The organism is Youngiibacter multivorans (assembly GCF_017873395.1).
Classification (GTDB): domain Bacteria; phylum Bacillota; class Clostridia; order Clostridiales; family Clostridiaceae; genus Youngiibacter; species Youngiibacter multivorans.
Genome location: NZ_JAGGKC010000006.1, coordinates 1 through 20,059 on the forward strand (window position 1 = coordinate 1; position 20,059 = coordinate 20,059).

A 20,059-nucleotide genomic window follows, 5' to 3' on the forward strand; every position below is an offset into this window, starting at 1 on the left:
GGATCCCTTTTAATTTTTGCCATGTTTAAAACCTCCGATTTAAGATTATTATAATCTTAAGCCAGAGGTCCAAACACAAAATTTTCTACACTCTCAATTTCGCCTAAAAAACATGGACCGGCAATTGCCGGTCCATTCCATTTACCTTACATATTTTCTTATCTGTTTTTATCTTACTATTCGCCCAGGTACGCAGCCTTTACAGCCGGGTCATTCATGAGCTCCTTGGCATCGCCTGACTTGACAATCTTTCCAGTTTCCAGGATATATGCCCTGTTAGAAATGGAAAGTGCCATGTTGGCGTTCTGCTCAACGAGAAGGATCGTCGTTCCTGACTTATTTATCTCAACTATAGTGTCAAATATCTTCTGCACTATGAGTGGAGCAAGTCCCATTGACGGTTCGTCAAGAAGTAGCATTGAAGGTCTCGACATTAAAGCCCTACCTATTGCAAGCATCTGCTGCTCTCCTCCGGAGAGTGTCCCAGCCTTCTGCTTCTGCCTTTCCCTTAGGATAGGGAACTTCTGGTAGACCATCTCGTAGTCACCCTTGAGGTTCTCTTTGTCCTTCCTGGTGAAGGCTCCAAGCTCGAGGTTTTCAAATACTGTTAGGTTGGCAAATATCTTCCTGCCTTCAGGAACCTGTACAAGTCCCATTGCAGGTATAAGCTCTGCCTTCTTCTTTGTTATGTCCTGGCCCTTGTAGGTTATGGTTCCGCTCTTTACTTCAGCAAGCGATGATATCGCCCTTAGTGTCGAGCTCTTTCCGGCACCGTTGGCGCCGATAAGGGAGATTATCTCCCCTTCCTTTACCTCAATTGAGATGTCTTTAAGTGCATGTATGACACCGTAGTATACGTTCAAGTTTTCAATCTTAAGCATTCTTAGCCGTCCCTTCTCCGCCCTTTTCTCCAAGGTAGGCCTTTATTACTTCCTCGTTGTTCCTTATCTCGTAAGGATTGCCGCTGGCGATCTTCTTACCGAAGTTGAGGACATTTATCCTGTCACAGATTCCCATGACGAGCTTCATGTCGTGCTCTATGAGGAGTATGGACACGTCAAACTCATCCCTGAGCCTTCCGATAAGATTCATGAGGTCGTGGGTCTCAGCAGGGTTCATTCCTGCTGCAGGCTCGTCAAGCAGAAGCAGCTTCGGATCTGTTGCCAGAGCCCTCACTATCTCAAGCCTTCTCTGTTCTCCGTATGAAAGGTTCCTGGCCTTCTCCTCCCTCTTCTCGTATAGGTTGAAGAGAGCAAGAAGACTATGTACCTTCTCATCAAGAGCAGCTTCGGCCTTGAAGAACCTTGGAAGTCTCAGAACAGCCTCAGCCAGATTGTAGTCTGTCTTGTTGGTGTGTGAGATCCTTACGTTGTCTCCGACAGTGAGGTTTGAGAAAAGCCTTATGTTCTGGAAGGTCCTGGCGATTCCCATGGATGATATCTTATGGGGCTTTATCCCGTTAATGACCTTGCCTTCGTATTTTATCTCTCCTTCAGTAGGAGTGTATATTCCAGTAAGCATATTAAATACCGTAGTCTTGCCTGCTCCGTTGGGACCAATCAAGCCAACCACTTCATTCTTGCCTATTTCGAGATTCAGCTGTGAAACAGCGCTGAGACCGCCGAACTTCATGGTGACATTTTCAACATTCAGCATGATTCATCCCCCTTTCTAAGAAATCTGGTCTTTGTCATCTTTTTTCCGTCCAAACCCCTTGAAGCTGTTCCTGAATATGTTCAGGGAGAGCTCTTTGGATCCCATGAGACCCTGCGGCCTGAATATCATGAGTATGATAAGCGAGGCGGAGTAGATGATCATCCTGAGGTCGCTTACGCTCCTCAGAAGCTCCGGAAGGAACGTGAGGAATATCGCTCCGAATATGCTTCCGGTTATGGATCCAAGTCCGCCAAGGACAGCATATGTCAGGATCTCTATTGACCTTGTGAAGCTGAAGACCTCAGGCTTCAGGTATCCGATATAGTGTGCGTACAGAGCTCCACCAACGCCGGCTATGAAGGCCGCTATCATGAAGGACTGTATCTTGAATTTTGTAGTATCGACTCCCATTGCTTCCGCTGCAATCTCGTTTTCTCTCACAGAAAGCATGGCCCTTCCCGGTGCCGACTTGATGATGTTCCTTATGCCTATGGCAACAAGGACCGTCACTATGAAGGTCAGAGTGAAGTTGGTTTCAAGGGGAATCCCAGTGAAGCCTCTAGGGCCGCCAACATAATTGATGTTGACGAGGACAACCCTGATTATCTCTCCGAAGCCAAGGGTCGTTATGGCGAAATAGTCGCCTCTGAGCTTCAGTGTGGGGATACCTATAAGCAGCGATATTGCAGCCGCAAGGATTCCACCGACAATAAGTGCTGGAATGAAGGGAATGTCAAACTTCGCTGTAAGCACAGCAGAGCCATAGGCTCCGATCGACATGAACCCTGCATGTCCCAGTGAAAGCTGTCCCGTGAAGCCTGTAATTAGGTTCAGGGAAAGCGCAAGAATTATGTTGATAAGGCTCAGGTTGATTATACCCGCATAGTACCTGTTTATCATGCCTGCATTCTTAAGGCTGATAAGAACAACATAAAGCACTATTATGAGGACGACCTTCAAAGCCATTTCAAGATTCTTTTTTGGCATCTTCTTTATTCTGTCCATACTATACCTTCTCACTTTCAACTTTTCCAAGTATTCCCGTAGGCTTTACGAGGAGCACTATGATAAGTATGGAGAAAGCTATTGCGTCTGAAAGGCTTGTAGAAATGTATGCCTTGGTGAGGGTCTCAGCTATGCCTATGAAGACTCCGCCGATAAGCGCACCCGGGATTATTCCGATACCGCCGAGAACCGCAGAGACGAAGGCCTTAAGGCCTGGCATCATACCCATGTATGGGTCAATGCTTGTCCAGCTTAAGGCAACCATTATACCAGCAGCTCCAGCCAGGATGGATCCCAGGAAGAACGTGAAGGAAATGGTCTTGTTTACACTTATTCCCATAAGCTGTGCAGCCTCCATATCATACGAGACAGCTCTCATGGCTTTGCCCATCTTAGTCCTGAATACTATGTACTGCAGGAGTATGACGAGAAGTATGGAGATCCCGAAGGTAAGAAGCTGGATGTTTGTAACCTGAAAAAGACCCAAATCATATTTGTGCACCGGAATAAGCTCCGGGAATGATTTTGGTGACGGTCCGACTATATACCTCATACCGTTCTCAAGGAGAAGACTTACTCCGATAGCGGATATGAGAAGTGTGATCCTTGGTGATTTTCTAAGAGGTCTGTAAGCAACTCTCTCAATCAATACTCCTAAAGCACCAGATGCCAGCATGGCTATTGCTAAAGTCGGAAAAAATGGCAGATTATACGCCTTAGAGGCGTAGAATCCAGCCATTGCTCCAACCATGTAAATATCGCCGTGGGCGAAATTGATGAGACCTATGATCCCATAAACCATTGTGTAACCTAATGCCAGAAGAGCATAAATACTTCCGATCGACAAGCCGTTAATTAGCTGTTGAAAAAACTGCATTTTATGCCTCCCTGGTAGTAACCCTTAAGGGTTGACCTTGTCTACGAGCTTGAGCTTTCCGTCCTCAACCTCAACTATTACAGCGCCCTTTACAGCGGTTCTGTCAGCGTCGAATGTGAGCTTGCCTGTAACGGCTTCTACATTCGTCTTAAGAAGTGCTGCCTGTATTGCTGCTCCGTCAAGTGAGTCTGCTGCATCAATAGCTGAAAGAAGAACCTTCGCTGCATCATATCCAAGAGCTGAGAATGTATCCGGAGCCTTCTTGTATTCTGCCTCGAACTGCTTTACGAAGTTAGAAACAACTGCTGCCTCATCTCCTGAGAAATAGTGAGTAACGAACCTTGAGCCTTCAACCGCGTCTCCGCCGATTGTGAAGAGCTCAGCTGATTCCCAGCCGTCTCCACCGAGAAGCTGTGCATCTATTCCTGAATTCCTTGCCTGCTTTGCAATAAGTCCTACAGTAGTGTAGTAGTCAGGAAGAACGAGAACGTCTACTCCTGCTGCTGCTATTGTAGTAAGCTGTGCGCTGAAATCCTTGTCTCCATCGTTGTAAGTGAGGAATTCAACAACCTTTCCGCCCTTTGACTCATAGGTTGACTTGAATGAATCCGCTATTCCCTTTGAATAGTCTGATCCAACATTGTAAAGAACTGCTGCCTTGGCGCTCTTCAGCGTGTCTACGCTGTAGTTTGCAAGAGCTACTCCCTGATATGAATCGATGAAGCATACCCTGAACATGTAGTTTCCGCCGACCTTTGTTACAGTAGGCTCGGTAGCACTTGGGGATACCATAGGTATCTTTGACTGAGTTCCCTTAGGTCCTGTCGCAAGAGCCGCACCTGAAGTGACCGCTCCGACTATTCCTACAACCTTGTCATTCTCGACGAGCTTGTTGAATGCGTTGCTTGCGTTTGTTCCGTCTGCCTGGTCATCCTCGAAGATTACCTTAACGGTCTTTCCGTCGATTCCACCCTTTGCATTGACTTCCTTGACATAAAGCTCTACACCCTGCTTAACTGACTGTCCGTATGTAGCTGCTCCGCCAGTTAGAGGTCCTATTCCGCCTATAGTGAATTCCTTCACTGCAGGGGCAGTTGTAGGGGTAGTTGGCGTCTTCTCTCCACATGCCGCGAGAAGAGCTGTTGAAAGTGCTGCAACAGTAAATATTGCAAATAATCTTTTCTTCATTTTGTCACCTTCCTTGAAATAATAGCTTTAATATACCAGTTTAAAATCGCAATATCAATAGTAAAATTAATTTCCTGTTAACATTATTGAAGAAAACCCCTATAAAAAATGACGATATCAAATGAGGACAAAATAGTCGTTGTCGGTTTGATATTTATGTCAAAATTGTAAACGATACCTGTGATTAATTCATATTTTTTGTCAATCGCATGATAAAATGAAAAAACACCAGGAATCACTTGTCATGATCCCGGTGCTTATATTCACTAAATGTCAAAATCCACCACATTGTATAGCGCATCCACCTTGAAGCCTTCCCTGGTTAACCTCACCCTAAGTATGGAACAGTTGTAGATCTCAAGCTGGTTGAAGCGGTATGACACATCTCCAAGTATTATGGAGATGATTGTCTTCATGGTGCCTCCGTGGGTTGCTACAAGAACCTTCCCAGGTTTGTTGTCGGAAGCCTTAAGCTCCTCCAGATAATCCCTTACCCTTCCGGAAAACTCCCTCTGGCTTTCTCCACCGTCAGGTGCAAAGTCCAGCCAGTCATTGTCCCAGCTCTCAAAGAGATCCGGATACTTCACAGATATCTCAGGAAAGGTCAAGCCCTCCAGGACTCCAAGACTCCGTTCATCAAGCCTTGGCTCGATTTCAGCGTCATCCATGGAGAATCCCATAGCCTTCAGTGTCTCGTGTGTCCTTTTAAGACCTGATACGACTATCCTGTCAGGTGTGAAGTTCATCATTCTTATGAGGTTTCCGGCCTTTGCTGCCTGCTCCCGTCCAGTAAAGGTCAGCCCATAGTCAAGCCTCCCATAGAAGAGATTGGTCCTGTTGGCTTCAGTCTCCCCATGTCTTACAAATAGGATTTCCATAACTCATAACTCACCTTCAAAATCGTATTACCCTTTGGATTCATACTTCTCCTTGAAGAAGTCAGTAAGTTTCTCAAGGGACTTCCTGAGTATCTCTTCCTCATCAGGGCTGAGCTGCTCAAGGGTATCCTTGATCATCTCCTGGTGGAACCTCTCATGGACAGAGTTTGCAATCCTGCCCTTTTCGGTGAGCTTTACAAGCACCACCCTCTTGTCCTCATCTGTCCTTCGCCTCTCTACATAGCCCTTAGCCATGAGCTTAGCAATCGCAGTAGTAAGGGTGCCCACAGTTATGTTGAGCTTCTTTGCCGCTTCGGACATGGACCTTTCTCCCTCGGTTCCTATAGCCTCAAGAGTATGCATCTCAGTGACCGACAGATCATGCCCCTCGATGTCCTGAAGCGCTCTTTCTTCTATTCTTAGTATGTTGTTGAACAGGTCAACAAGCAGCTCATTCAGTACCTGCTTCGAATTATTCATATACCTACCAGTCAGGATGCAATATCCTGGTCCTTTCCTGATATGTGCAAGGGGCAAGCCTTGTTTCCTTGAGAAGATTCAGACCTTCCCTGAAATTCGCACCAATCTGGTCTGTGTTGTGTGCATCGGAGCCCAGCGTCACAAACCTTCCTCCAGAGCTCCTGTAGCCTTCGAATATGCTTCTGAGGCTTACAAGCACATCGCCCTGAAGAGGTCGCCTGAGGTTAAGCTCCAGGGTTATGTCATTTGATATGAGGACTTCAAAGAGCTCATCGAACTCTTTCTTCGCATCCAAATACCTTACGTTTCTTGGTGACAGCCTCAGGTATCTGCTCGGATAATCAAGGTGGGCAAGGGTGTCAATGTAAGGATTTGCTGCAACTGTCCTTGCGGTTTCCTTCAGATAATCCCTGTAGAACTCAGCTGCGGTCATCTCCTTGAAGTCCGATGGCCTTGAAACATCAAGGCGCCTCATGGAGTGCATGGATCCTATGACCATGTCAAATGGATGGTCTTCTGTCATCCACCTGTTTTTGGTTATATTTTCCATGTCAATTCCAGTCTCAATGCCAAGAAGGAGGGTCTCCCCTCTCTTCCTGGCATATTCCCTGAAATAACTGTCTATATCAAAATTGATCTCAAATCCGCCCACATCCATGTTGTTCAGGTCAACGTGCTCTGTTGTGACAAGCCCGATGCCAAGAGATACAGCCTTTGCTATCGCACCTTCGATGCTCATGCTCGAATCGAACGAGAACTCCGTATGGCAGTGCGTGTCGAAGTAAATATCCTTATAGAGCATCCTTGCCGTACGCTCCGATTATCTCTCCATAGAAAATCTCGTGGTAGTCACCATCAAGGTAAGAGGTCTTGTCTATGTCCCCGCCAAGTACATCCGGATCTATCTTATGCCTGTATACAATCTTGCACTCATAGAATATGTCAGCTTCCTTCACTATAGGAGTCTCAAGGTTCTTGCTCGGGTACTGCGTGATTCCGGCTTCCTTGAACTTGTCGGTCTTTCTTCCTGTCTTCGATCCGCAAACCTGAAGGGCTTTCTTCATTGAAGGAGTCGTTGGAATGGACACAGTGAACTCGTCAGTTTCCTGCAGAAGTTCGTGGGCATACCTTGATTTCCTTATGAGTATTGTGAATATGGGTCTTCCCCATTCAAAGCCGATGTTTCCCCAGCTTATCGTAGTCACATTAACGGCTTCCTTGCCTTTGACCGTAAGGAATGCACCCTGCCTGTGAAGGTACTTCAAGCTTTTGTCCAGATATCTTATAAATTCTACTGCCATGGTCAACCTCCGATTCTAAAATATATGCTGATTATAGCTTATCATACAAATGCAATTTTGTAATTTGACAATTGTCAATATATTGCTAAAATTTCATGCTTCTTGTTAAAAAATAGCGCAGGACTTAAGCCTGCGCCATCTTGATCACTTATTTACCGCTTCCTTGAGAGTATGCCATGCAAGCACGGCGCACTTCACCCTTGCAGGCATGTTAGAAATGTTCTGGAGAGCAAATGCATCCTCAAGTGTCTCCTCAAGGTAATCAAGGTCCGATATCTCCCTCTTGATCATCCCGAGGAAAACCTCTATGGTCTCAAGAGCCTCTTCGACCTTTTTTCCCTTCAGGAGGTCAATCATCATGGATGCAGAAGCCTGGCTTATAGCGCAGCCATGACCGGAATATCCAATGTCCTTAAGGTATCCGTCAACCACTTCTGCCTGGATCGTTATCTCGTCTCCGCAGCTTGGGTTGTGACCTCTCTCTTCATTTGTAAAGGCTTCAAGCAGACGCTTGTTCCTCTTGTCCGAGTTGTGCTCAAGGATGAGCTCAGTATAAAGACTGTTAAGCTCCATATCCCATCCACCTCCTTATCTCACCAAGTTTCTCGAGGAAGTAATCTACCTCGTCAGTTGTATTGTAGAAGCAGAAGGATGCCCTGTTGGACGCCGGTATGCCAAGATACCTCATGAGCGGCTGTGCACAGTGATGTCCTGCCCTGACGGCGATGCCGTAGCTGTCGAGTATGGTCGCGACATCGTGTGGATGTACTCCTTCAACAGTGAAGCTTATTACAGCTCCCCGGTCAGAAAGGTCAGCCGGTCCCACAATATTGATGTATGGCAGCTTCTTCATGCCTTCAAGTGCACGCTCCGTAAGCAGCATCTCCTGCCTTGAGATCTCTTCAAAGCCAAGGCCGTTGATATAGTCTATGGCTGCAGACAAGGACGCTGCACCCTCCACGTTCTGGGTACCTGCCTCGAACTTATATGGAAGCTCATTGAATGAAGTTTCCTGCTCATGTACATATTCGATCATGTCTCCACCGTAGAGGAATGGCTTCATTGATTTCAGCAGCTCTTTCTTTCCATAGAGTACCCCTATCCCAAGCTGTGAAAGGAGCTTATGCCCTGAAAAGGCGAAGAAGTCTGCTCCAAGCTCAGCTACATCAACCTTCATGTGAGGCACTGACTGAGCACCGTCTATAAGTGCTGCTGCACCCACCGAATGGGCCTTATCTATTATCGCCTTTACAGGCATAATAGTTCCCAGGACATTGGACATATGGGTACATGCGACAATCTTCGTGTCAGTGTCAATCTTTTCAAGCTCTGATGAAGGCAGCCTGCCTTCCTTATCCACATACATGTAGTGAAGAGTTGCACCTGTCACCTTTGCCACCTGCTGCCAGGGAACAAGGTTGGAATGGTGCTCGGCTATCGTTATTACTATCTTGTCTCCAGCCTTCAGAGTCTCCATACCGTAGCTGTAGGCTACAAGGTTTATGGACTCAGTTGTGTTCCTGGTGAATATTATCTCATCGGAGCTCTTCGCGCCGATGAATGCCCTTACCTTCTCCCTTGCACCCTCATAGACCTCGGTGGCCTTGATGCTGAGATAATGGGAGCCCCTGTGGGGATTCCCGTTCTGCTCAAGGTCGTACTTCCTTACAGCCTCTATTACGGACAGAGGTCTCTGAGTTGTTGCGGCATTGTCAAAATATACGAGCTTCTTGCCGTTTATCATCAGGTCAAGTATCGGGAAATCTTCGCGAACGTTCTTCAACTCACTCACCCTTTATCTCCCTGTCCACCGCTTCGAGGACAAGCTCTCTTATTTCTTCAACAGGTATCAGATCCACAATAGGGCGTATATAGGACTCGACTATCATTTTCTTTGCCTCATCCTCTGAAAAGCCTCTGGACATGATGTAGAACAGCTTCTCTTCATCTATCTGGCCTGCGCTTGCAGCATGGTTTCCTATGACATCATCCTCTTTGCAGAGAAGGAGAGGGATAGCAAAGGACTTTACCTTAGGACTCAGGAGTACTGTGAACTCCTCTTCATTACCCTTTGAATGGGTGGAGCCTCTCTTGAAATCAAGAGTGCCTCTGAATACCTTCTTCGAAGTGTCCTTCAGTGCTCCCTTGAACATCATGTCGGAAATTGTCTTCTTTCCAATGTGGTTCATGTGGTGTGAAAGGTCAAGTATCCTCTCGCCGAAGCCAAGGTAAACATTCTTGACGTACCCTTCAGACTCATCTCCTGACAGGTCTGTCATATAGTTCACGACAGCTTCCTTGCCGCCGATCTCCACTGATATGTAGTTGACCTTACCCTTTTCAGCCACTTTCGTGAACCTTGATTCAAGATGCCTGGACAGGGAATTCAGCCTCTGCACCTTTATGATGTTCAGCTCAGCCCCTTCGCCGACCTCTACCTTGTTCAGTATGTCAGAGAAAGTAGCTGTTTCGTCTGAGCTGTAGTCCATGACGAGGTCAAGCTTTGAGCCCTTCCTCAGGACGATGACATTCTTTTCAACGAGGACCGGATTCTCAGAGTGCAGCCTGTGTGTGATCAACACGCTTGCTGAAAGGTTCTCCTCTACTTCCATGTAAAGTCCGGCGTTGCTCTTCTTGTCAGCAAGAGCTACCATGTTTTCATTCACGCCCTTGAAATATTCAGGCATTTCCATGTCGCGGCCATTCAGGGACTCGACATCAAGCGTAGTCTTTATCTCACCGTATGCGTATGGAACAGATGTATCTACTTCAAGGCTATCCAGCTCAAGCTGATTTGCCTTTACCCACCTGAAGGAAATCCTCGGGAGTACATTGTATGTCTCTTTTATTGCGCTCATTTAAGTTCTCCCTCCTATCCTATCGCACCTTCAAGCTCAAGTGTGATAAGGTTATTCATCTCTACGGCATATTCCAGAGGAAGCTCCTTGGAAATAGGCTCTACAAATCCCCTGACTATCATCGCCTTGGCTTCAGCCTCTGATATGCCTCTGCTCATCAGGTAGAATATGGCTTCCTCGGAAATCCTTCCGATCTTTGCCTCGTGTCCGATATCTATGTCGTCATTCTCGATGTCTATTACAGGTATTGTATCCGAGCTTGATATTGAATCAAGCATAAGGGATTCACAGGATACCGTCGATTTTACTCCATATGCATTTGGAGCTACTCGAAGAAGCCCCCTGTATATTGCGTTTCCTCCAGACTTGGAGATGGACTTTGAGTTTATGTTTGATGTGGTGTTCGGCGCTGCGTGGACTACCTTCGCTCCAGTATCAAGTGTCTGGCCCTTGCCGGCGAAGGTGACTCCTGTAAATTCGCACCTTGCTCCTTCACCTCTCAATATACTCATTGGATAGAGCATTGAGACCTTGGAGCCAAAGGATCCTGAAACCCATTCTATGGTGCCGTTCTTATCCACAAGTGCCCTCTTGGTGTTGAGGTTGTACATGTTCTTCGACCAGTTCTCAATGGTTGAGTACCGGAGGTATGCCCCTTCCTTGACGAAGAGTTCCACTGCACCTGCATGCAGGTTGTTAACCGAGTATTTAGGTGCCGAACAGCCTTCTATGAAGTGACAATGCGCACCCTTCTCCACGATGATGAGAGTATGCTCGAACTGACCTGAGCCTGGGGCATTGAGCCTGAAATATGATTGGAGAGGAATATCCACCTTTACGCCTTCCGGAACGTACACGAAAGATCCGCCTGACCATACAGCGCCGTGAAGGGCTGCAAACTTGTGGTCCGATGGAGGGATGAGTGTCATGAAGTATTTCTTCACGATGTCCTCATAGTCACGAAGAGCGCTTTCGAAATCAGTATAGACGACTCCCTGCGCTACAAGCTCTTCCTTGATGGAATGGTATACGACCTCGGAGTCATACTGGGCTCCAACACCGGCAAGAGACTTCTTTTCAGCCTCAGGTATTCCCAGAAGGTCGAAGGTCTTCTTGATGTCATCCGGAACATCGTCCCAGTTTGACTGCATTTCTACGTTCGGCCTGACATAGGTGACTATGTTGTCAATGTTCAGGTCCGATATGTCAGGACCCCATGTAGGTACATCTATCTTGTTATATAATTCCAGGGACTTCAGCCTGAACTGGAGCATCCAGTCAGGTTCGTTCTTCTTTGCCGATATGTCCCTGATGATGTCTTCGGTAAGTCCGGATTCGGACTTGTAGCTGTATGTAAATTCATTCTTTACGTCATAAATGCCTCTGTCGAGGTCGTCTATATTAGTTTTACTTCTTTTTTCCATTCCGACTCCCCCTTCTCAGCCTGCTTGTATTTGTCGAAGCCGAACTCCTCTATTTCATGGGCGAGGCTCATGTCGCCTGTTGCGACGATCTTCCCGTCAACCATGATATGTACCACGTCAGGCTGAAGGTATTCAAGCATCTTGTTGTGGTGAGTTATTACAAGAACCGAATTCTCACTGTTCTTGAACCTGTTGACACCCTCTGATACGACCCTTACGGCATCAACATCCAGGCCTGAATCCGTCTCGTCGAGGATGGCAAGCTTCGGGTTCAGCACAGACATCTGAAGTATCTCATTCTTCTTCTTTTCGCCGCCGGAGAAGCCCTGGTTAAGGTACCTTGACGCATAGGCCTTGTCCATGTCAAGCTCCTTCATCTTAGCATAAAGCTCTTTCTTGAAGGCTATGGCCTTTACCGCTGTACCAGTTATCTGAGCCTTCGCTGTCCTCAGGAAGTTCTCTACTGTAATTCCCGGTATCTCCTGGGGAGCCTGGAAGGAAAGGAATATTCCCTTTACCGCCCTCTCATTTACAGGCATAGCAGTTATGTCTTCACCCTCAAAATCTATTTTGCCCTGAGTGACCTCATACCTGGGGTTTCCCATCACCACTCCTGCGAGAGTTGATTTTCCAGCCCCATTCGGACCCATGATGACATGGACCTTTCCCTTTTCAACAACCAGGTCAAGACCCTTCAGTATTTCCTTTTCATCTACGCTTGCCTTGAGATCAGCAATCCTTAATATCTCTGACATTCCAATTCTCCTTTAATCCGACCATTTTTATCTGATTTCACATGTTTCAATTCTACAATTAAATCAATTATGCGTCAACCGAAGTCTATGGTTTTTTTGAATAAGCGAGTCCGCAATAAAGGCTCTGCAAAGCTGAAAGCCGCAGAGCCTCATATGTTTTCTCGTTTGACTACATTTTAACGATTAGCATGTATTTTTTTATCTTTCCAGACTATTTCTTATATAGAGGATACTTTGCGCACAGGTCCCTGACCTTCTGCTTCACTTCAGACAGGTCATCGTTCCTGTGATTCACTGCATAATCGATGAATTCTGCTATCTTGTCCATGTCCTCAGGCTGGAAGCCTCTGGTTGTTACAGCTGCAGTTCCCATCCTAACTCCACTTGTAATGAAAGGACTCTTGGTCTCGAAAGGTATGGTGTTCTTGTTAGTGGTTATCCCTATCGTATCAAGAAGCTTCTCGCATTCCTTTCCAGTAATTTCCTTGTTTGTGAGGTCAACGAGTATCAGATGATTGTCAGTTCCTCCTGAAACGATCCTGAATCCCCTCTTCATCATGGCTTCAGCAAGAGACTTTGAATTCTTTACAAGGAGGTCAATATACTCCTTGAAGGAATCCTCCATGGCAAGCTTGAAGCAAACTGCCTTTGCAGCTATGACATGCTCAAGCGGTCCTCCCTGCATTCCCGGGAATACAGACTTGTCGATGTCCTTTGCATACTCGGCTTTGCAGAGTATGGCACCGCCTCTTGGTCCCCTTAATGTCTTATGGGTTGTTGTGGTAACGAAGTCCGCGTATGGCACCGGACTCGGATGAGCTCCAGTAGCTATAAGTCCTGCAATATGTGCCATATCTACCATGAAGTAGGCACCGACCTCCTTGCATATGTCTGACATCTTCTCGAAGTCTATTACCCTTGAATACGCTGAGGCTCCTGCAACTATCATCTTAGGCTTTTCTGCAATTGCCTGCTCCCTAAGTGCATCATAGTCGATTGTCTCAGTGTCCTTCGACACGCCATATGATATGAAGTTGTAGAGCTTGCCTGAAAAATTGACCGGGCTTCCGTGAGTAAGGTGTCCGCCATGGGAAAGGTTCATACCCAGTATCTTGTCACCGGGCTGAAGCATCGCCATGTATACAGCCATGTTGGCCTGTGATCCGGAATGAGGCTGAACGTTGGCATGCTCAGCACCAAACAGTGCCTTCATCCTCTCGATTGCAGCAGTCTCAACCTTATCAACTATTTCACAGCCTCCATAATATCTCTTTCCAGGATATCCTTCAGCATACTTGTTTGTCAGCGCTGTTCCCATAGCCTCCATTACTGCCTCGGCAACGAAGTTTTCCGATGCGATGAGTTCTATGTTGTGCTCCTGCCTGTCCTCTTCCTCTTCAATATATGAGTAAATTTCAGGATCGGCATCTTTTAGATAAAAACTTTTCATGACGTACCCCCTAGTTTATGATACTAACATTATAATCTCAGTATTACGTTCAATCAATCAAAAAATTGATTTAATATTCGTCATTAATGCCTTTTCGACTCTTTTTCACACATAAATGCAATTTTCTTTTCTCAATCTGCCAAAACCTCGGTATCACCAATGACCCCATGAATATCCTTTGATTTGCTTTCGCCATCTTTTAAATTATTATCTTACGGACAGTCAGTACTGCCCACAATTTCTCTATTTTGTGCAAACCTGTCAGCTGCTGTGCTAAAATGGCTATATGGGAAAATTAATCACGGCAGGTGTCATATGGACTACAACAGGCTTATAAGGCTGGCCTCCAGGGCTGGCCAGATCATACTTGAAAGCGGCGGAGAGACATACAGGGTCGAAGAGACCATAACGAAGATCCTGAACTCCTACGATGTGGGACTTTCAGAGAGCTTCGTCACACCTACAGGGATCATGGTTTCAATAATCGGACCAGGCGGCGAGATAGTCTCACTCATCACAAGGGTCAGGAGGCTCTCCACGAACCTTGAGAAGGTCCACCATGTCAATGCGCTGTCAAGAAGTATAGCGGAAAAACCCGTGTCCGTCGATGAGCTTTCTACAGAACTCGCGAGGATTGAGGACATAAGGGAATACTCCATACCAATGCAGCTTGTGTTTTCAGCGGTGCTTGGATTTGGATTTACCATGCTCTATGGGGGCAATGCAGCGAGCGGCATCGCAGCTGCACTGGTTGCACCAGGAGCAAGGCTCATCCAGCATTATTCGAGGCTGTACAATCTGAATGGGATATTCATAAATATCCTGGCAGGAGCATTCGTATCCGCAGCTTCATACGGACTTATGACCCTTGACTTCGGAAGCGACTTCGATACTGTGCTACTCGGTTCCATAATGCTTCTTGTTCCCGGTATTGCCATAACCAATGCGATACGCGACACTCTCTTCGGAGACTATGTTTCAGGTCTGGCAAGGTTCGTCGAAGCGGCCCTCACAGCTCTTGGAATCGCAGTCGGAACAGGACTCGGACTCCTTATTTTCAGATAGGCGGTGCAGCATGATACTTCAGTTCATATACGCATTCTTTTCAACCCTCGGCTTTGCGGTCATATTCAACCTGGAGCCTAAAAAGGCACTGACAGCTTCCATTGGCGGAGGCATAGGCTGGATAGTATACTCCATTAGCCTTGACATCACGCAGACAGAAAGCACCAGCTTCCTTCTTGGAGCAGTTGCCCTTACATTGTTTGGAGAGATAATGGCGAGGAAGATGAGGACTCCTGTCACGAGCTTCGTGACCGCTGCCCTTATTCCGCTTGTCCCAGGAAGCGGTCTCTACAACACAATGCTTGAATCACTCTCCGGAAACTATTCCGGAGCAGCCTCAAGCCTGATCAATACAATGAACAATGCAGGTGCCCTGTCGATAGGGATTCTCCTTGTCTTCACAGGAAGCCGCGCTTACACATACTACCAATCTACAAAGGGGGCCATCAGATGACAAGAAGGACGAAGCTTGTCCACGCAACAGGCAAGGAATCTGACCTGAATGAGCAGGTTGAGAAGGCATTGAAGCAGTATAAGATTGGCAGGGATGACATCATAGAGATCAGGCGCAGCAAAAGAGGAAGCACTGAAACTGCACTCATAATATACGAGTATAAGAACGAAGGAGAAATTTGATGGATGGTTTGACAACAATACTTTTTGACCTGGACGGCACTCTTCTGCCGATGGACCTGGAAAAGTTCCAGGAGCTTTATTTCAAAAGCCTGTCCATGGAGTTTTCTGATCTCATTGACCCCAGGAAGCTTGGCGGACTGGTCTGGGAATGTACCCTCGAGATGGTAAGCGACAAGAGCAGGCGAACCAACCGCGAGGTATTCATGGAAGCCATGGGCAGGAGAGTCGGTAATGAATTGCTGCCTGAATACGAGAGGCGTTTCATGGAATATTACGGAAGCAATTTCGAATATGTCAAAGAATCGACCTATGCTTCGGAACCCATGAGAGAGGCTGTTGCATTTCTCAGGGACAACGGATATACCCTTGCCATCGCAACGAATCCCGTGTTCCCGGAAGCTGCAGTGCTGAGGAGAATCGAGTGGGCAGGCCTTTCAAGGGATGATTTCGAGCTTGTCACAACCTTTGACAACAGCCACTACTGCAAGCCTAACCTTGAATATTATGAGGAGATACTTAAGATCCTCGGAAAGTCAGCAGAAGAATGCATGATGGTCGGAAACGACGAGCTTGAGGATATGGTTCCAAAAAAACTGGGGATGAGAACCTATCTTGTTACAGACAATATGGTTCCAGGAAATATGAAGGGACCGGAACCGGATTACAGAGGATCCTCATTTGACTTCCTTGGATTCATAAAGTCAGGAGTTCTTAAAAGCAGGTCATGAGGACCGAAGCCACCAGTTCCCAGAAGATCATGGAAATAATATCAGCGCTTCTCCTGTGCCTTTTCATCTCATACATCGCATTGTCCTGGTATAATTTACCTGACTTGATTCCAGGACACTACAATGCCTTCGGAGAGATTGACAGGTGGGGACCAAAGGCAGAGATACTTTTCCTGCCAGCCGTCACACTTTTCGTATTCTTCATTCTGACACTAATATCACACTACCCCTCCTTATGGAATGTACCAAGGATAAGAAATGAGGAGAATGCAGCCGCTGTATATTCCTGCCTTAAGACCATGCTGGTACTCCTGAAGCTTGAAATCATCATCCTGTTTTTCTATTTAAGCTCTTTTTCTGTAAGCGGGAAAAACCTTCCTGCAAGCTACCTGCCAGTCCTTCTATTGGTTACCTTGTCTACCACAGCCTATTTCACTGTGAAAAGCTACCGTCTGGCAGGAATGGAGTAAAGCACTATAATAACAGTGGAAACTACAAAGTCTTCAAACATAATTTCGCAATATTTAGCAACAAAAGAAAAATCACATGTAAAAGGGAGTCTCAGCTGGCGCTGAAACTCCCTTTGTTTGATTAGTTTTAACGGTTATTGGACTGATGTTAATTTCTGCTACTCGAACGACTTCCTGATCTTCTCTATAGCTTCATCCATCTCCTCATAGGTTGTGTTAAGAGGAGGCAGGATCCTTACTACTGCAGTTCCTGCAGGAAGCACCAGAAGCTTGTTCTCATGTATCCTTGCTATCTTGTCAGCAACAGGCGTGTTGATCTCTATTCCTATAAGAAGGCCCTTGCCCCTTACTTCAACGACTTCCTTGCTGTCCTTCAGGACTTCCCGAAGCCTGCCCATGAGGTATTCTCCCTTTTCAGCGACTGACTTAAGGAACTCCTCCTGGAATATGGTCTTGAGCACTTCTTCAGCGGATGCCATGGCTATGTAGTTGCCTCCGAAGGTTGTTCCGTGGGTTCCTGGTCCGAAAGCTTCCAGGAACCTCTCGTCACCGAGCAGAGCTCCTACAGGCAGTCCGTTTCCGAGACCCTTTGCTAAGGTAACGAGATCCGGTTTGACATCATAGTTCTGGAAGCTGAAGGCTTTGCCGGTCCTGCCGATTCCAGCCTGGACATCATCCACTATGAACAGGGCTCCCTTTTCATTGCACAGCCTCTCGATTTCCTTAAGGAATTCATCTTTAGCTACCAGTATGCCGCCTTCACCCTGGACAGTCTCGACGATTACACCAGCTGTTTCCTCGTCTATGTAGTCCTTGAGTATTTCAGGCTGGTTGTATGGAATATGCACGAAGGTTCCGAGCATTTCCCCGTAGCCCTTCTTTATCTTATCCTGCCCTGTTGCGGACATGGTGGCAAAGGTCCTTCCATGAAAACTCTGCTTGAAGGTAATAAACTTGCTTCTGCCGGTATACTTCCTTGAAAGCTTTATCGCAGCCTCATTGGCTTCAGCTCCGCTGTTGCAGAAGAAAGCCCTTGTGAAATGTGCTGCGTCCGTCAGCCTTTTTGCAACCCTTTCCTGAAGGTCGCTGGGGAAAAGGTTTGACATGTGCCAGAGTGTCTTCACCTGATTGATTACAGCCTCTTCAACGTTATCAGGCCTGTGACCCAGGTTAAGGACTGCTATGCCTGCTATGTAGTCGAGGTATTTCTCCCCGTCCTCTGTTATTATGTATGATCCCTTGCCTTCTTTAGGCCTTATTGAATATCTTGCGTAGGTTGGATATAGATAGGACATTACTTCTCCTCCTTCTTGATTGCAGTTCCGGAGAAGCTGCCGCTGCTCCATACCGCGTCCTGACCGGACACGATCCTTACCGCACCAATTCCGCTCTCAAGCGCATTGAGTGCTCCCTTTACCTTGGGGATCATTCCGCCGTATATGGTCCCGTCCCCTATCATGCTGTCTATATCAGCTTTAGTAGTGCTTTCAAGCACAACCCCATCCTTCATTATGCCCTTCACGTTGGTTACAAACAGCAGCTCTTCTGCCTTAAGTGCAATTGCCGCATATGCTGCGGCGCTGTCAGCATTGACATTCAGATGCTCCCCTGTCGGTCCCTCTGCAAGAGGAGTCACGACCGGTACAAGACCCAGGTCCAGAAGATGTTCAAGAACGCCTGTCTCGGCACCCGTCATGGCACCCACAAGGCCATACTTATCCCTGTCTATCAGTTCAGCCCTGAAGCAGCTGTCCGGTCCCTGTATTCCTATGGCAGGTATCCCGTTAGCCTTAAGGAGCCTGACTATCTGCCTGTTTGTCTTTCCAGCAAGCATTACCTCTACGGCTGACAAAACTTCATCATCAGTGAACCTTAGTCCGTCGACGAATTTCGTCTCTATGCCCTTCTCCTTCAGGTATGACGTTATATCAGGTCCGCCGCCGTGGACCAGAAGAACCTTGAATCCTGAAGCAAGAAGCTCCTTTATGCTCTGGAAGAAGCCTGCTCCCAGTTCGTCTGCGACGCTCCCGCCGCACTTAAGTACAACTGTTCCCATCCCGATGCCTCCTATGACCTGTAGCTTGCGTTGATTTCAATATACTTGTATGTGAGGTCGCATCCCCAGGCTGTAGCCTCGCCTTTTCCAAGATGGAAGTTGACTTCAATGTATACAGTATCACTCTTGAGGTATTCCTTTGCAGCCTCTTCGTCGAAGGGCTGTACCTCGCTGTTCTTCAGCATGTACTGGTCACCGAGAATGACATCTACCTTCGAAGGATCTATTTCAGCTGTTGAATGACCTGCAGCGGATACTATCCTTCCCCAGTTCGCATCATTTCCATAAACTGCAGTCTTTACAAGGCTCGAGCCTACGATCTTCTTGCTTATTGCCCTAGCATCGGCATCATTCATTGCTCCCTTAACCTTGACCTCGATAAGCTTTGTAGCTCCTTCTCCATCCTGGGCTATGGATTTTGCCAGGTCCTCCGAGGTCTTCCTCAGCATTGTGTAGAATACGTCCCACTGCGGATGGTCTTCACTCAGGAGATTGTTTCCTGCCATGCCGTTCGCCATGAGAAGGACCATGTCGTTGGTCGATGTCTCGCCGTCAACGGTTATCTGGTTGAAGGAAATGTCAGTTATCTTTGAGAATGCCCTCTGAAGAGCTTCCTTGTCGACATTGGCGTCAGTAGTTATGAATCCGAGCATGGTCGCCATGTTTGGATGTATCATTCCTGAACCCTTGCAGCATCCGCCGATGGTTACCTTGACTCCGTCGATCTCAGCCTCATAGCCTGTGAATTTCTCAATGAGGTCCGTTGTCATTATGGCCCTCTCGAAGGACTTTGCACCTTCAACGGAAGCCTCAGGAGAAACCTCCCTTATTCCCTTCGCTATCTTCTCCATGTTGAGGAATTCACCGATTACTCCTGTGGAGGCGACTCCCACATAGTGCTCAGGGATTTCATACTTCTCTGCTGCGAGCCTTCTCATGATTACAGCATCGTCCATACCGCGCTTTCCGGTACATGCGTTTGCACAGGCGCTGTTTACCACAACCGCCTGGAGAGTCCTTTCCGTATTTACGCTTTCCTTTGTCACTATGTTAGGTGCAGCTATGAACTTGTTCAGGGTATATACAGCTGCTGCAACTGCAGGAACCTCGGAATAGATCATTCCGACATCCTTCTTGTTGTACCTTAAGCCTACATGGACACCATCTGCCATGAAGCCCTTTGCGCTTGTAACGGAACCTTCCTTCAGGTGCTTTATGTTGTATTTCATATC

The 20,059-nt window shown here is 47.0% G+C and carries 23 protein-coding genes; 5 read left to right on the top strand and 18 right to left on the bottom strand.

Annotated elements, in window-relative coordinates:
* Positions 1 to 176: 176 nt before the first annotated feature.
* The 15 genes from J2Z34_RS04620 to J2Z34_RS04690 form a co-directional block, all read right to left on the bottom strand.
* The gene (locus J2Z34_RS04620) at positions 177 to 881 is read right to left on the bottom strand and encodes an ABC transporter ATP-binding protein (protein ID WP_209458699.1); all 705 of its coding nucleotides are present in this window, start codon (positions 879 to 881) and stop codon (positions 177 to 179) included.
* Positions 874 to 1,656 (bottom strand): ABC transporter ATP-binding protein, encoded by a 783-nt coding sequence (locus J2Z34_RS04625; RefSeq protein ID WP_209458700.1) that lies wholly within the window; start codon positions 1,654 to 1,656, stop codon positions 874 to 876. Before J2Z34_RS04625 ends, J2Z34_RS04620 begins: the two co-directional genes overlap by 8 nt.
* Before the next feature lie 15 nt (positions 1,657 to 1,671).
* Entirely contained in the window at positions 1,672 to 2,661 is a 990-nt protein-coding gene (locus J2Z34_RS04630; protein ID WP_245250514.1) for a branched-chain amino acid ABC transporter permease, read from the bottom strand.
* A gap of 1 nt (position 2,662) precedes the next feature.
* Entirely contained in the window at positions 2,663 to 3,538 is an 876-nt protein-coding gene (locus tag J2Z34_RS04635; protein ID WP_209458701.1) for a branched-chain amino acid ABC transporter permease, read from the bottom strand.
* Positions 3,539 to 3,562: 24 nt separating this feature from the next.
* Positions 3,563 to 4,726 carry an ABC transporter substrate-binding protein gene (locus tag J2Z34_RS04640; protein WP_209458702.1) on the bottom strand — a complete coding sequence of 388 codons (1,164 nt, stop codon included), beginning with the start codon at positions 4,724 to 4,726 and terminating at the stop codon, positions 3,563 to 3,565.
* A 266-nt stretch (positions 4,727 to 4,992) separates the two neighbouring features.
* A complete protein-coding gene (locus tag J2Z34_RS04645) occupies positions 4,993 to 5,604 on the bottom strand; it encodes a histidine phosphatase family protein (protein WP_209458703.1) in 612 nt (203 codons plus the stop codon).
* A gap of 27 nt (positions 5,605 to 5,631) precedes the next feature.
* Positions 5,632 to 6,084: a MarR family winged helix-turn-helix transcriptional regulator gene (locus J2Z34_RS04650; RefSeq protein WP_209458704.1), complete on the bottom strand. Its 453-nt coding sequence runs from the start codon at positions 6,082 to 6,084 to the stop codon at positions 5,632 to 5,634.
* 4 nt (positions 6,085 to 6,088) lie between these two features.
* On the bottom strand, positions 6,089 to 6,886 hold the full coding sequence (locus J2Z34_RS04655) for a PHP domain-containing protein (protein WP_209458705.1): 798 nt from the start codon (positions 6,884 to 6,886) through the stop codon (positions 6,089 to 6,091).
* Positions 6,876 to 7,385: a flavin reductase family protein gene (locus J2Z34_RS04660; protein ID WP_209458706.1), complete on the bottom strand. Its 510-nt coding sequence runs from the start codon at positions 7,383 to 7,385 to the stop codon at positions 6,876 to 6,878. The genes J2Z34_RS04655 and J2Z34_RS04660 overlap by 11 nt, the downstream gene beginning before the upstream one ends.
* A gap of 144 nt (positions 7,386 to 7,529) precedes the next feature.
* On the bottom strand, positions 7,530 to 7,958 hold the full coding sequence (gene sufU / locus J2Z34_RS04665) for a Fe-S cluster assembly sulfur transfer protein SufU (RefSeq protein ID WP_209458707.1): 429 nt from the start codon (positions 7,956 to 7,958) through the stop codon (positions 7,530 to 7,532).
* Positions 7,948 to 9,177, bottom strand: a complete 1,230-nt coding sequence (locus tag J2Z34_RS04670) for a cysteine desulfurase (protein ID WP_342453101.1) — start codon at positions 9,175 to 9,177, stop codon at positions 7,948 to 7,950. The genes sufU and J2Z34_RS04670 overlap by 11 nt, the downstream gene beginning before the upstream one ends.
* Positions 9,170 to 10,243, bottom strand: a complete 1,074-nt coding sequence (sufD, locus tag J2Z34_RS04675) for a Fe-S cluster assembly protein SufD (RefSeq protein WP_209458708.1) — start codon at positions 10,241 to 10,243, stop codon at positions 9,170 to 9,172. Before sufD ends, J2Z34_RS04670 begins: the two co-directional genes overlap by 8 nt.
* 14 nt (positions 10,244 to 10,257) lie before the next feature.
* Positions 10,258 to 11,667: a Fe-S cluster assembly protein SufB gene (gene sufB, locus J2Z34_RS04680; RefSeq protein WP_209458709.1), complete on the bottom strand. Its 1,410-nt coding sequence runs from the start codon at positions 11,665 to 11,667 to the stop codon at positions 10,258 to 10,260.
* Positions 11,640 to 12,422 (bottom strand): Fe-S cluster assembly ATPase SufC, encoded by a 783-nt coding sequence (gene sufC / locus J2Z34_RS04685; RefSeq protein WP_209458710.1) that lies wholly within the window; start codon positions 12,420 to 12,422, stop codon positions 11,640 to 11,642. Before sufC ends, sufB begins: the two co-directional genes overlap by 28 nt.
* A 211-nt stretch (positions 12,423 to 12,633) precedes the next feature.
* Entirely contained in the window at positions 12,634 to 13,872 is a 1,239-nt protein-coding gene (locus tag J2Z34_RS04690) for a serine hydroxymethyltransferase (protein ID WP_209458711.1), read from the bottom strand.
* A 315-nt stretch (positions 13,873 to 14,187) separates the two neighbouring features.
* Here J2Z34_RS04690 and J2Z34_RS04695 point away from each other — a divergent pair, with 315 nt between their 5' ends.
* From J2Z34_RS04695 to J2Z34_RS04715, 5 genes are read left to right on the top strand one after another with little or no spacing between them, the layout of a single operon-like run.
* Positions 14,188 to 14,937 (top strand): threonine/serine exporter family protein, encoded by a 750-nt coding sequence (locus tag J2Z34_RS04695; RefSeq protein WP_209458712.1) that lies wholly within the window; start codon positions 14,188 to 14,190, stop codon positions 14,935 to 14,937.
* 10 nt (positions 14,938 to 14,947) lie between these two features.
* Positions 14,948 to 15,391: a threonine/serine exporter family protein gene (locus tag J2Z34_RS04700; RefSeq protein WP_209458713.1), complete on the top strand. Its 444-nt coding sequence runs from the start codon at positions 14,948 to 14,950 to the stop codon at positions 15,389 to 15,391.
* Positions 15,388 to 15,573 (top strand): hypothetical protein, encoded by a 186-nt coding sequence (locus J2Z34_RS04705; RefSeq protein ID WP_209458714.1) that lies wholly within the window; start codon positions 15,388 to 15,390, stop codon positions 15,571 to 15,573. The genes J2Z34_RS04700 and J2Z34_RS04705 overlap by 4 nt, the downstream gene beginning before the upstream one ends.
* Positions 15,573 to 16,301 (top strand): HAD family hydrolase, encoded by a 729-nt coding sequence (locus tag J2Z34_RS04710; RefSeq protein ID WP_209458715.1) that lies wholly within the window; start codon positions 15,573 to 15,575, stop codon positions 16,299 to 16,301. The genes J2Z34_RS04705 and J2Z34_RS04710 overlap by 1 nt, the downstream gene beginning before the upstream one ends.
* 29 nt (positions 16,302 to 16,330) lie before the next feature.
* Positions 16,331 to 16,771, top strand: a complete 441-nt coding sequence (locus J2Z34_RS04715; RefSeq protein WP_209458716.1) for a DUF1648 domain-containing protein — start codon at positions 16,331 to 16,333, stop codon at positions 16,769 to 16,771.
* A 158-nt stretch (positions 16,772 to 16,929) separates the two neighbouring features.
* On the opposite strand, the gene J2Z34_RS04720 is transcribed toward J2Z34_RS04715, so the two are convergent.
* Genes J2Z34_RS04720 through argJ form a run of 3 tightly spaced genes read right to left on the bottom strand, consistent with a single transcriptional unit; the run spans position 16,930 to position 20,056 of the window.
* The gene (locus tag J2Z34_RS04720) at positions 16,930 to 18,066 is read right to left on the bottom strand and encodes an acetylornithine transaminase (protein WP_245250515.1); all 1,137 of its coding nucleotides are present in this window, start codon (positions 18,064 to 18,066) and stop codon (positions 16,930 to 16,932) included.
* Complete coding sequence (gene argB, locus J2Z34_RS04725; RefSeq protein ID WP_209458718.1) at positions 18,066 to 18,827, bottom strand: acetylglutamate kinase; 762 nt, start codon at positions 18,825 to 18,827, stop codon at positions 18,066 to 18,068. The genes J2Z34_RS04720 and argB overlap by 1 nt, the downstream gene beginning before the upstream one ends.
* An 11-nt stretch (positions 18,828 to 18,838) precedes the next feature.
* Positions 18,839 to 20,056 carry a bifunctional ornithine acetyltransferase/N-acetylglutamate synthase gene (gene argJ / locus J2Z34_RS04730; RefSeq protein ID WP_209458719.1) on the bottom strand — a complete coding sequence of 406 codons (1,218 nt, stop codon included), beginning with the start codon at positions 20,054 to 20,056 and terminating at the stop codon, positions 18,839 to 18,841.
* Positions 20,057 to 20,059: the final 3 nt, after the last annotated feature.

Excerpts from the sequence above, each read along its gene's own strand:
- argJ (WP_209458719.1), bottom strand. The coding sequence starts at position 20,056 with ATGAAATACAACATAAAGCACCTGAAGGAAGGTTCCGTTACAAGCGCA.
- argB (WP_209458718.1), bottom strand. The coding sequence starts at position 18,827 with ATGGGAACAGTTGTACTTAAGTGCGGCGGGAGCGTCGCAGACGAACTG.
- J2Z34_RS04625 (WP_209458700.1), bottom strand. The coding sequence starts at position 1,656 with ATGCTGAATGTTGAAAATGTCACCATGAAGTTCGGCGGTCTCAGCGCT.
- sufU (WP_209458707.1), bottom strand. The coding sequence starts at position 7,958 with ATGGAGCTTAACAGTCTTTATACTGAGCTCATCCTTGAGCACAACTCG.
- J2Z34_RS04645 (WP_209458703.1), bottom strand. The coding sequence starts at position 5,604 with ATGGAAATCCTATTTGTAAGACATGGGGAGACTGAAGCCAACAGGACC.
- J2Z34_RS04720 (WP_245250515.1), bottom strand. The coding sequence starts at position 18,066 with ATGTCCTATCTATATCCAACCTACGCAAGATATTCAATAAGGCCTAAA.
- J2Z34_RS04695 (WP_209458712.1), top strand. The coding sequence starts at position 14,188 with ATGGACTACAACAGGCTTATAAGGCTGGCCTCCAGGGCTGGCCAGATC.
- J2Z34_RS04640 (WP_209458702.1), bottom strand. The coding sequence starts at position 4,726 with ATGAAGAAAAGATTATTTGCAATATTTACTGTTGCAGCACTTTCAACA.
- J2Z34_RS04715 (WP_209458716.1), top strand. The coding sequence starts at position 16,331 with ATGGAAATAATATCAGCGCTTCTCCTGTGCCTTTTCATCTCATACATC.
- J2Z34_RS04660 (WP_209458706.1), bottom strand. The coding sequence starts at position 7,385 with ATGGCAGTAGAATTTATAAGATATCTGGACAAAAGCTTGAAGTACCTT.
- J2Z34_RS04700 (WP_209458713.1), top strand. The coding sequence starts at position 14,948 with ATGATACTTCAGTTCATATACGCATTCTTTTCAACCCTCGGCTTTGCG.
- sufD (WP_209458708.1), bottom strand. The coding sequence starts at position 10,243 with ATGAGCGCAATAAAAGAGACATACAATGTACTCCCGAGGATTTCCTTC.
- J2Z34_RS04705 (WP_209458714.1), top strand. The coding sequence starts at position 15,388 with ATGACAAGAAGGACGAAGCTTGTCCACGCAACAGGCAAGGAATCTGAC.
- sufC (WP_209458710.1), bottom strand. The coding sequence starts at position 12,422 with ATGTCAGAGATATTAAGGATTGCTGATCTCAAGGCAAGCGTAGATGAA.
- J2Z34_RS04630 (WP_245250514.1), bottom strand. The coding sequence starts at position 2,661 with ATGGACAGAATAAAGAAGATGCCAAAAAAGAATCTTGAAATGGCTTTG.
- J2Z34_RS04655 (WP_209458705.1), bottom strand. The coding sequence starts at position 6,886 with ATGCTCTATAAGGATATTTACTTCGACACGCACTGCCATACGGAGTTC.
- J2Z34_RS04635 (WP_209458701.1), bottom strand. The coding sequence starts at position 3,538 with ATGCAGTTTTTTCAACAGCTAATTAACGGCTTGTCGATCGGAAGTATT.
- J2Z34_RS04620 (WP_209458699.1), bottom strand. The coding sequence starts at position 881 with ATGCTTAAGATTGAAAACTTGAACGTATACTACGGTGTCATACATGCA.
- J2Z34_RS04710 (WP_209458715.1), top strand. The coding sequence starts at position 15,573 with ATGGATGGTTTGACAACAATACTTTTTGACCTGGACGGCACTCTTCTG.
- sufB (WP_209458709.1), bottom strand. The coding sequence starts at position 11,667 with ATGGAAAAAAGAAGTAAAACTAATATAGACGACCTCGACAGAGGCATT.
- J2Z34_RS04690 (WP_209458711.1), bottom strand. The coding sequence starts at position 13,872 with ATGAAAAGTTTTTATCTAAAAGATGCCGATCCTGAAATTTACTCATAT.
- J2Z34_RS04650 (WP_209458704.1), bottom strand. The coding sequence starts at position 6,084 with ATGAATAATTCGAAGCAGGTACTGAATGAGCTGCTTGTTGACCTGTTC.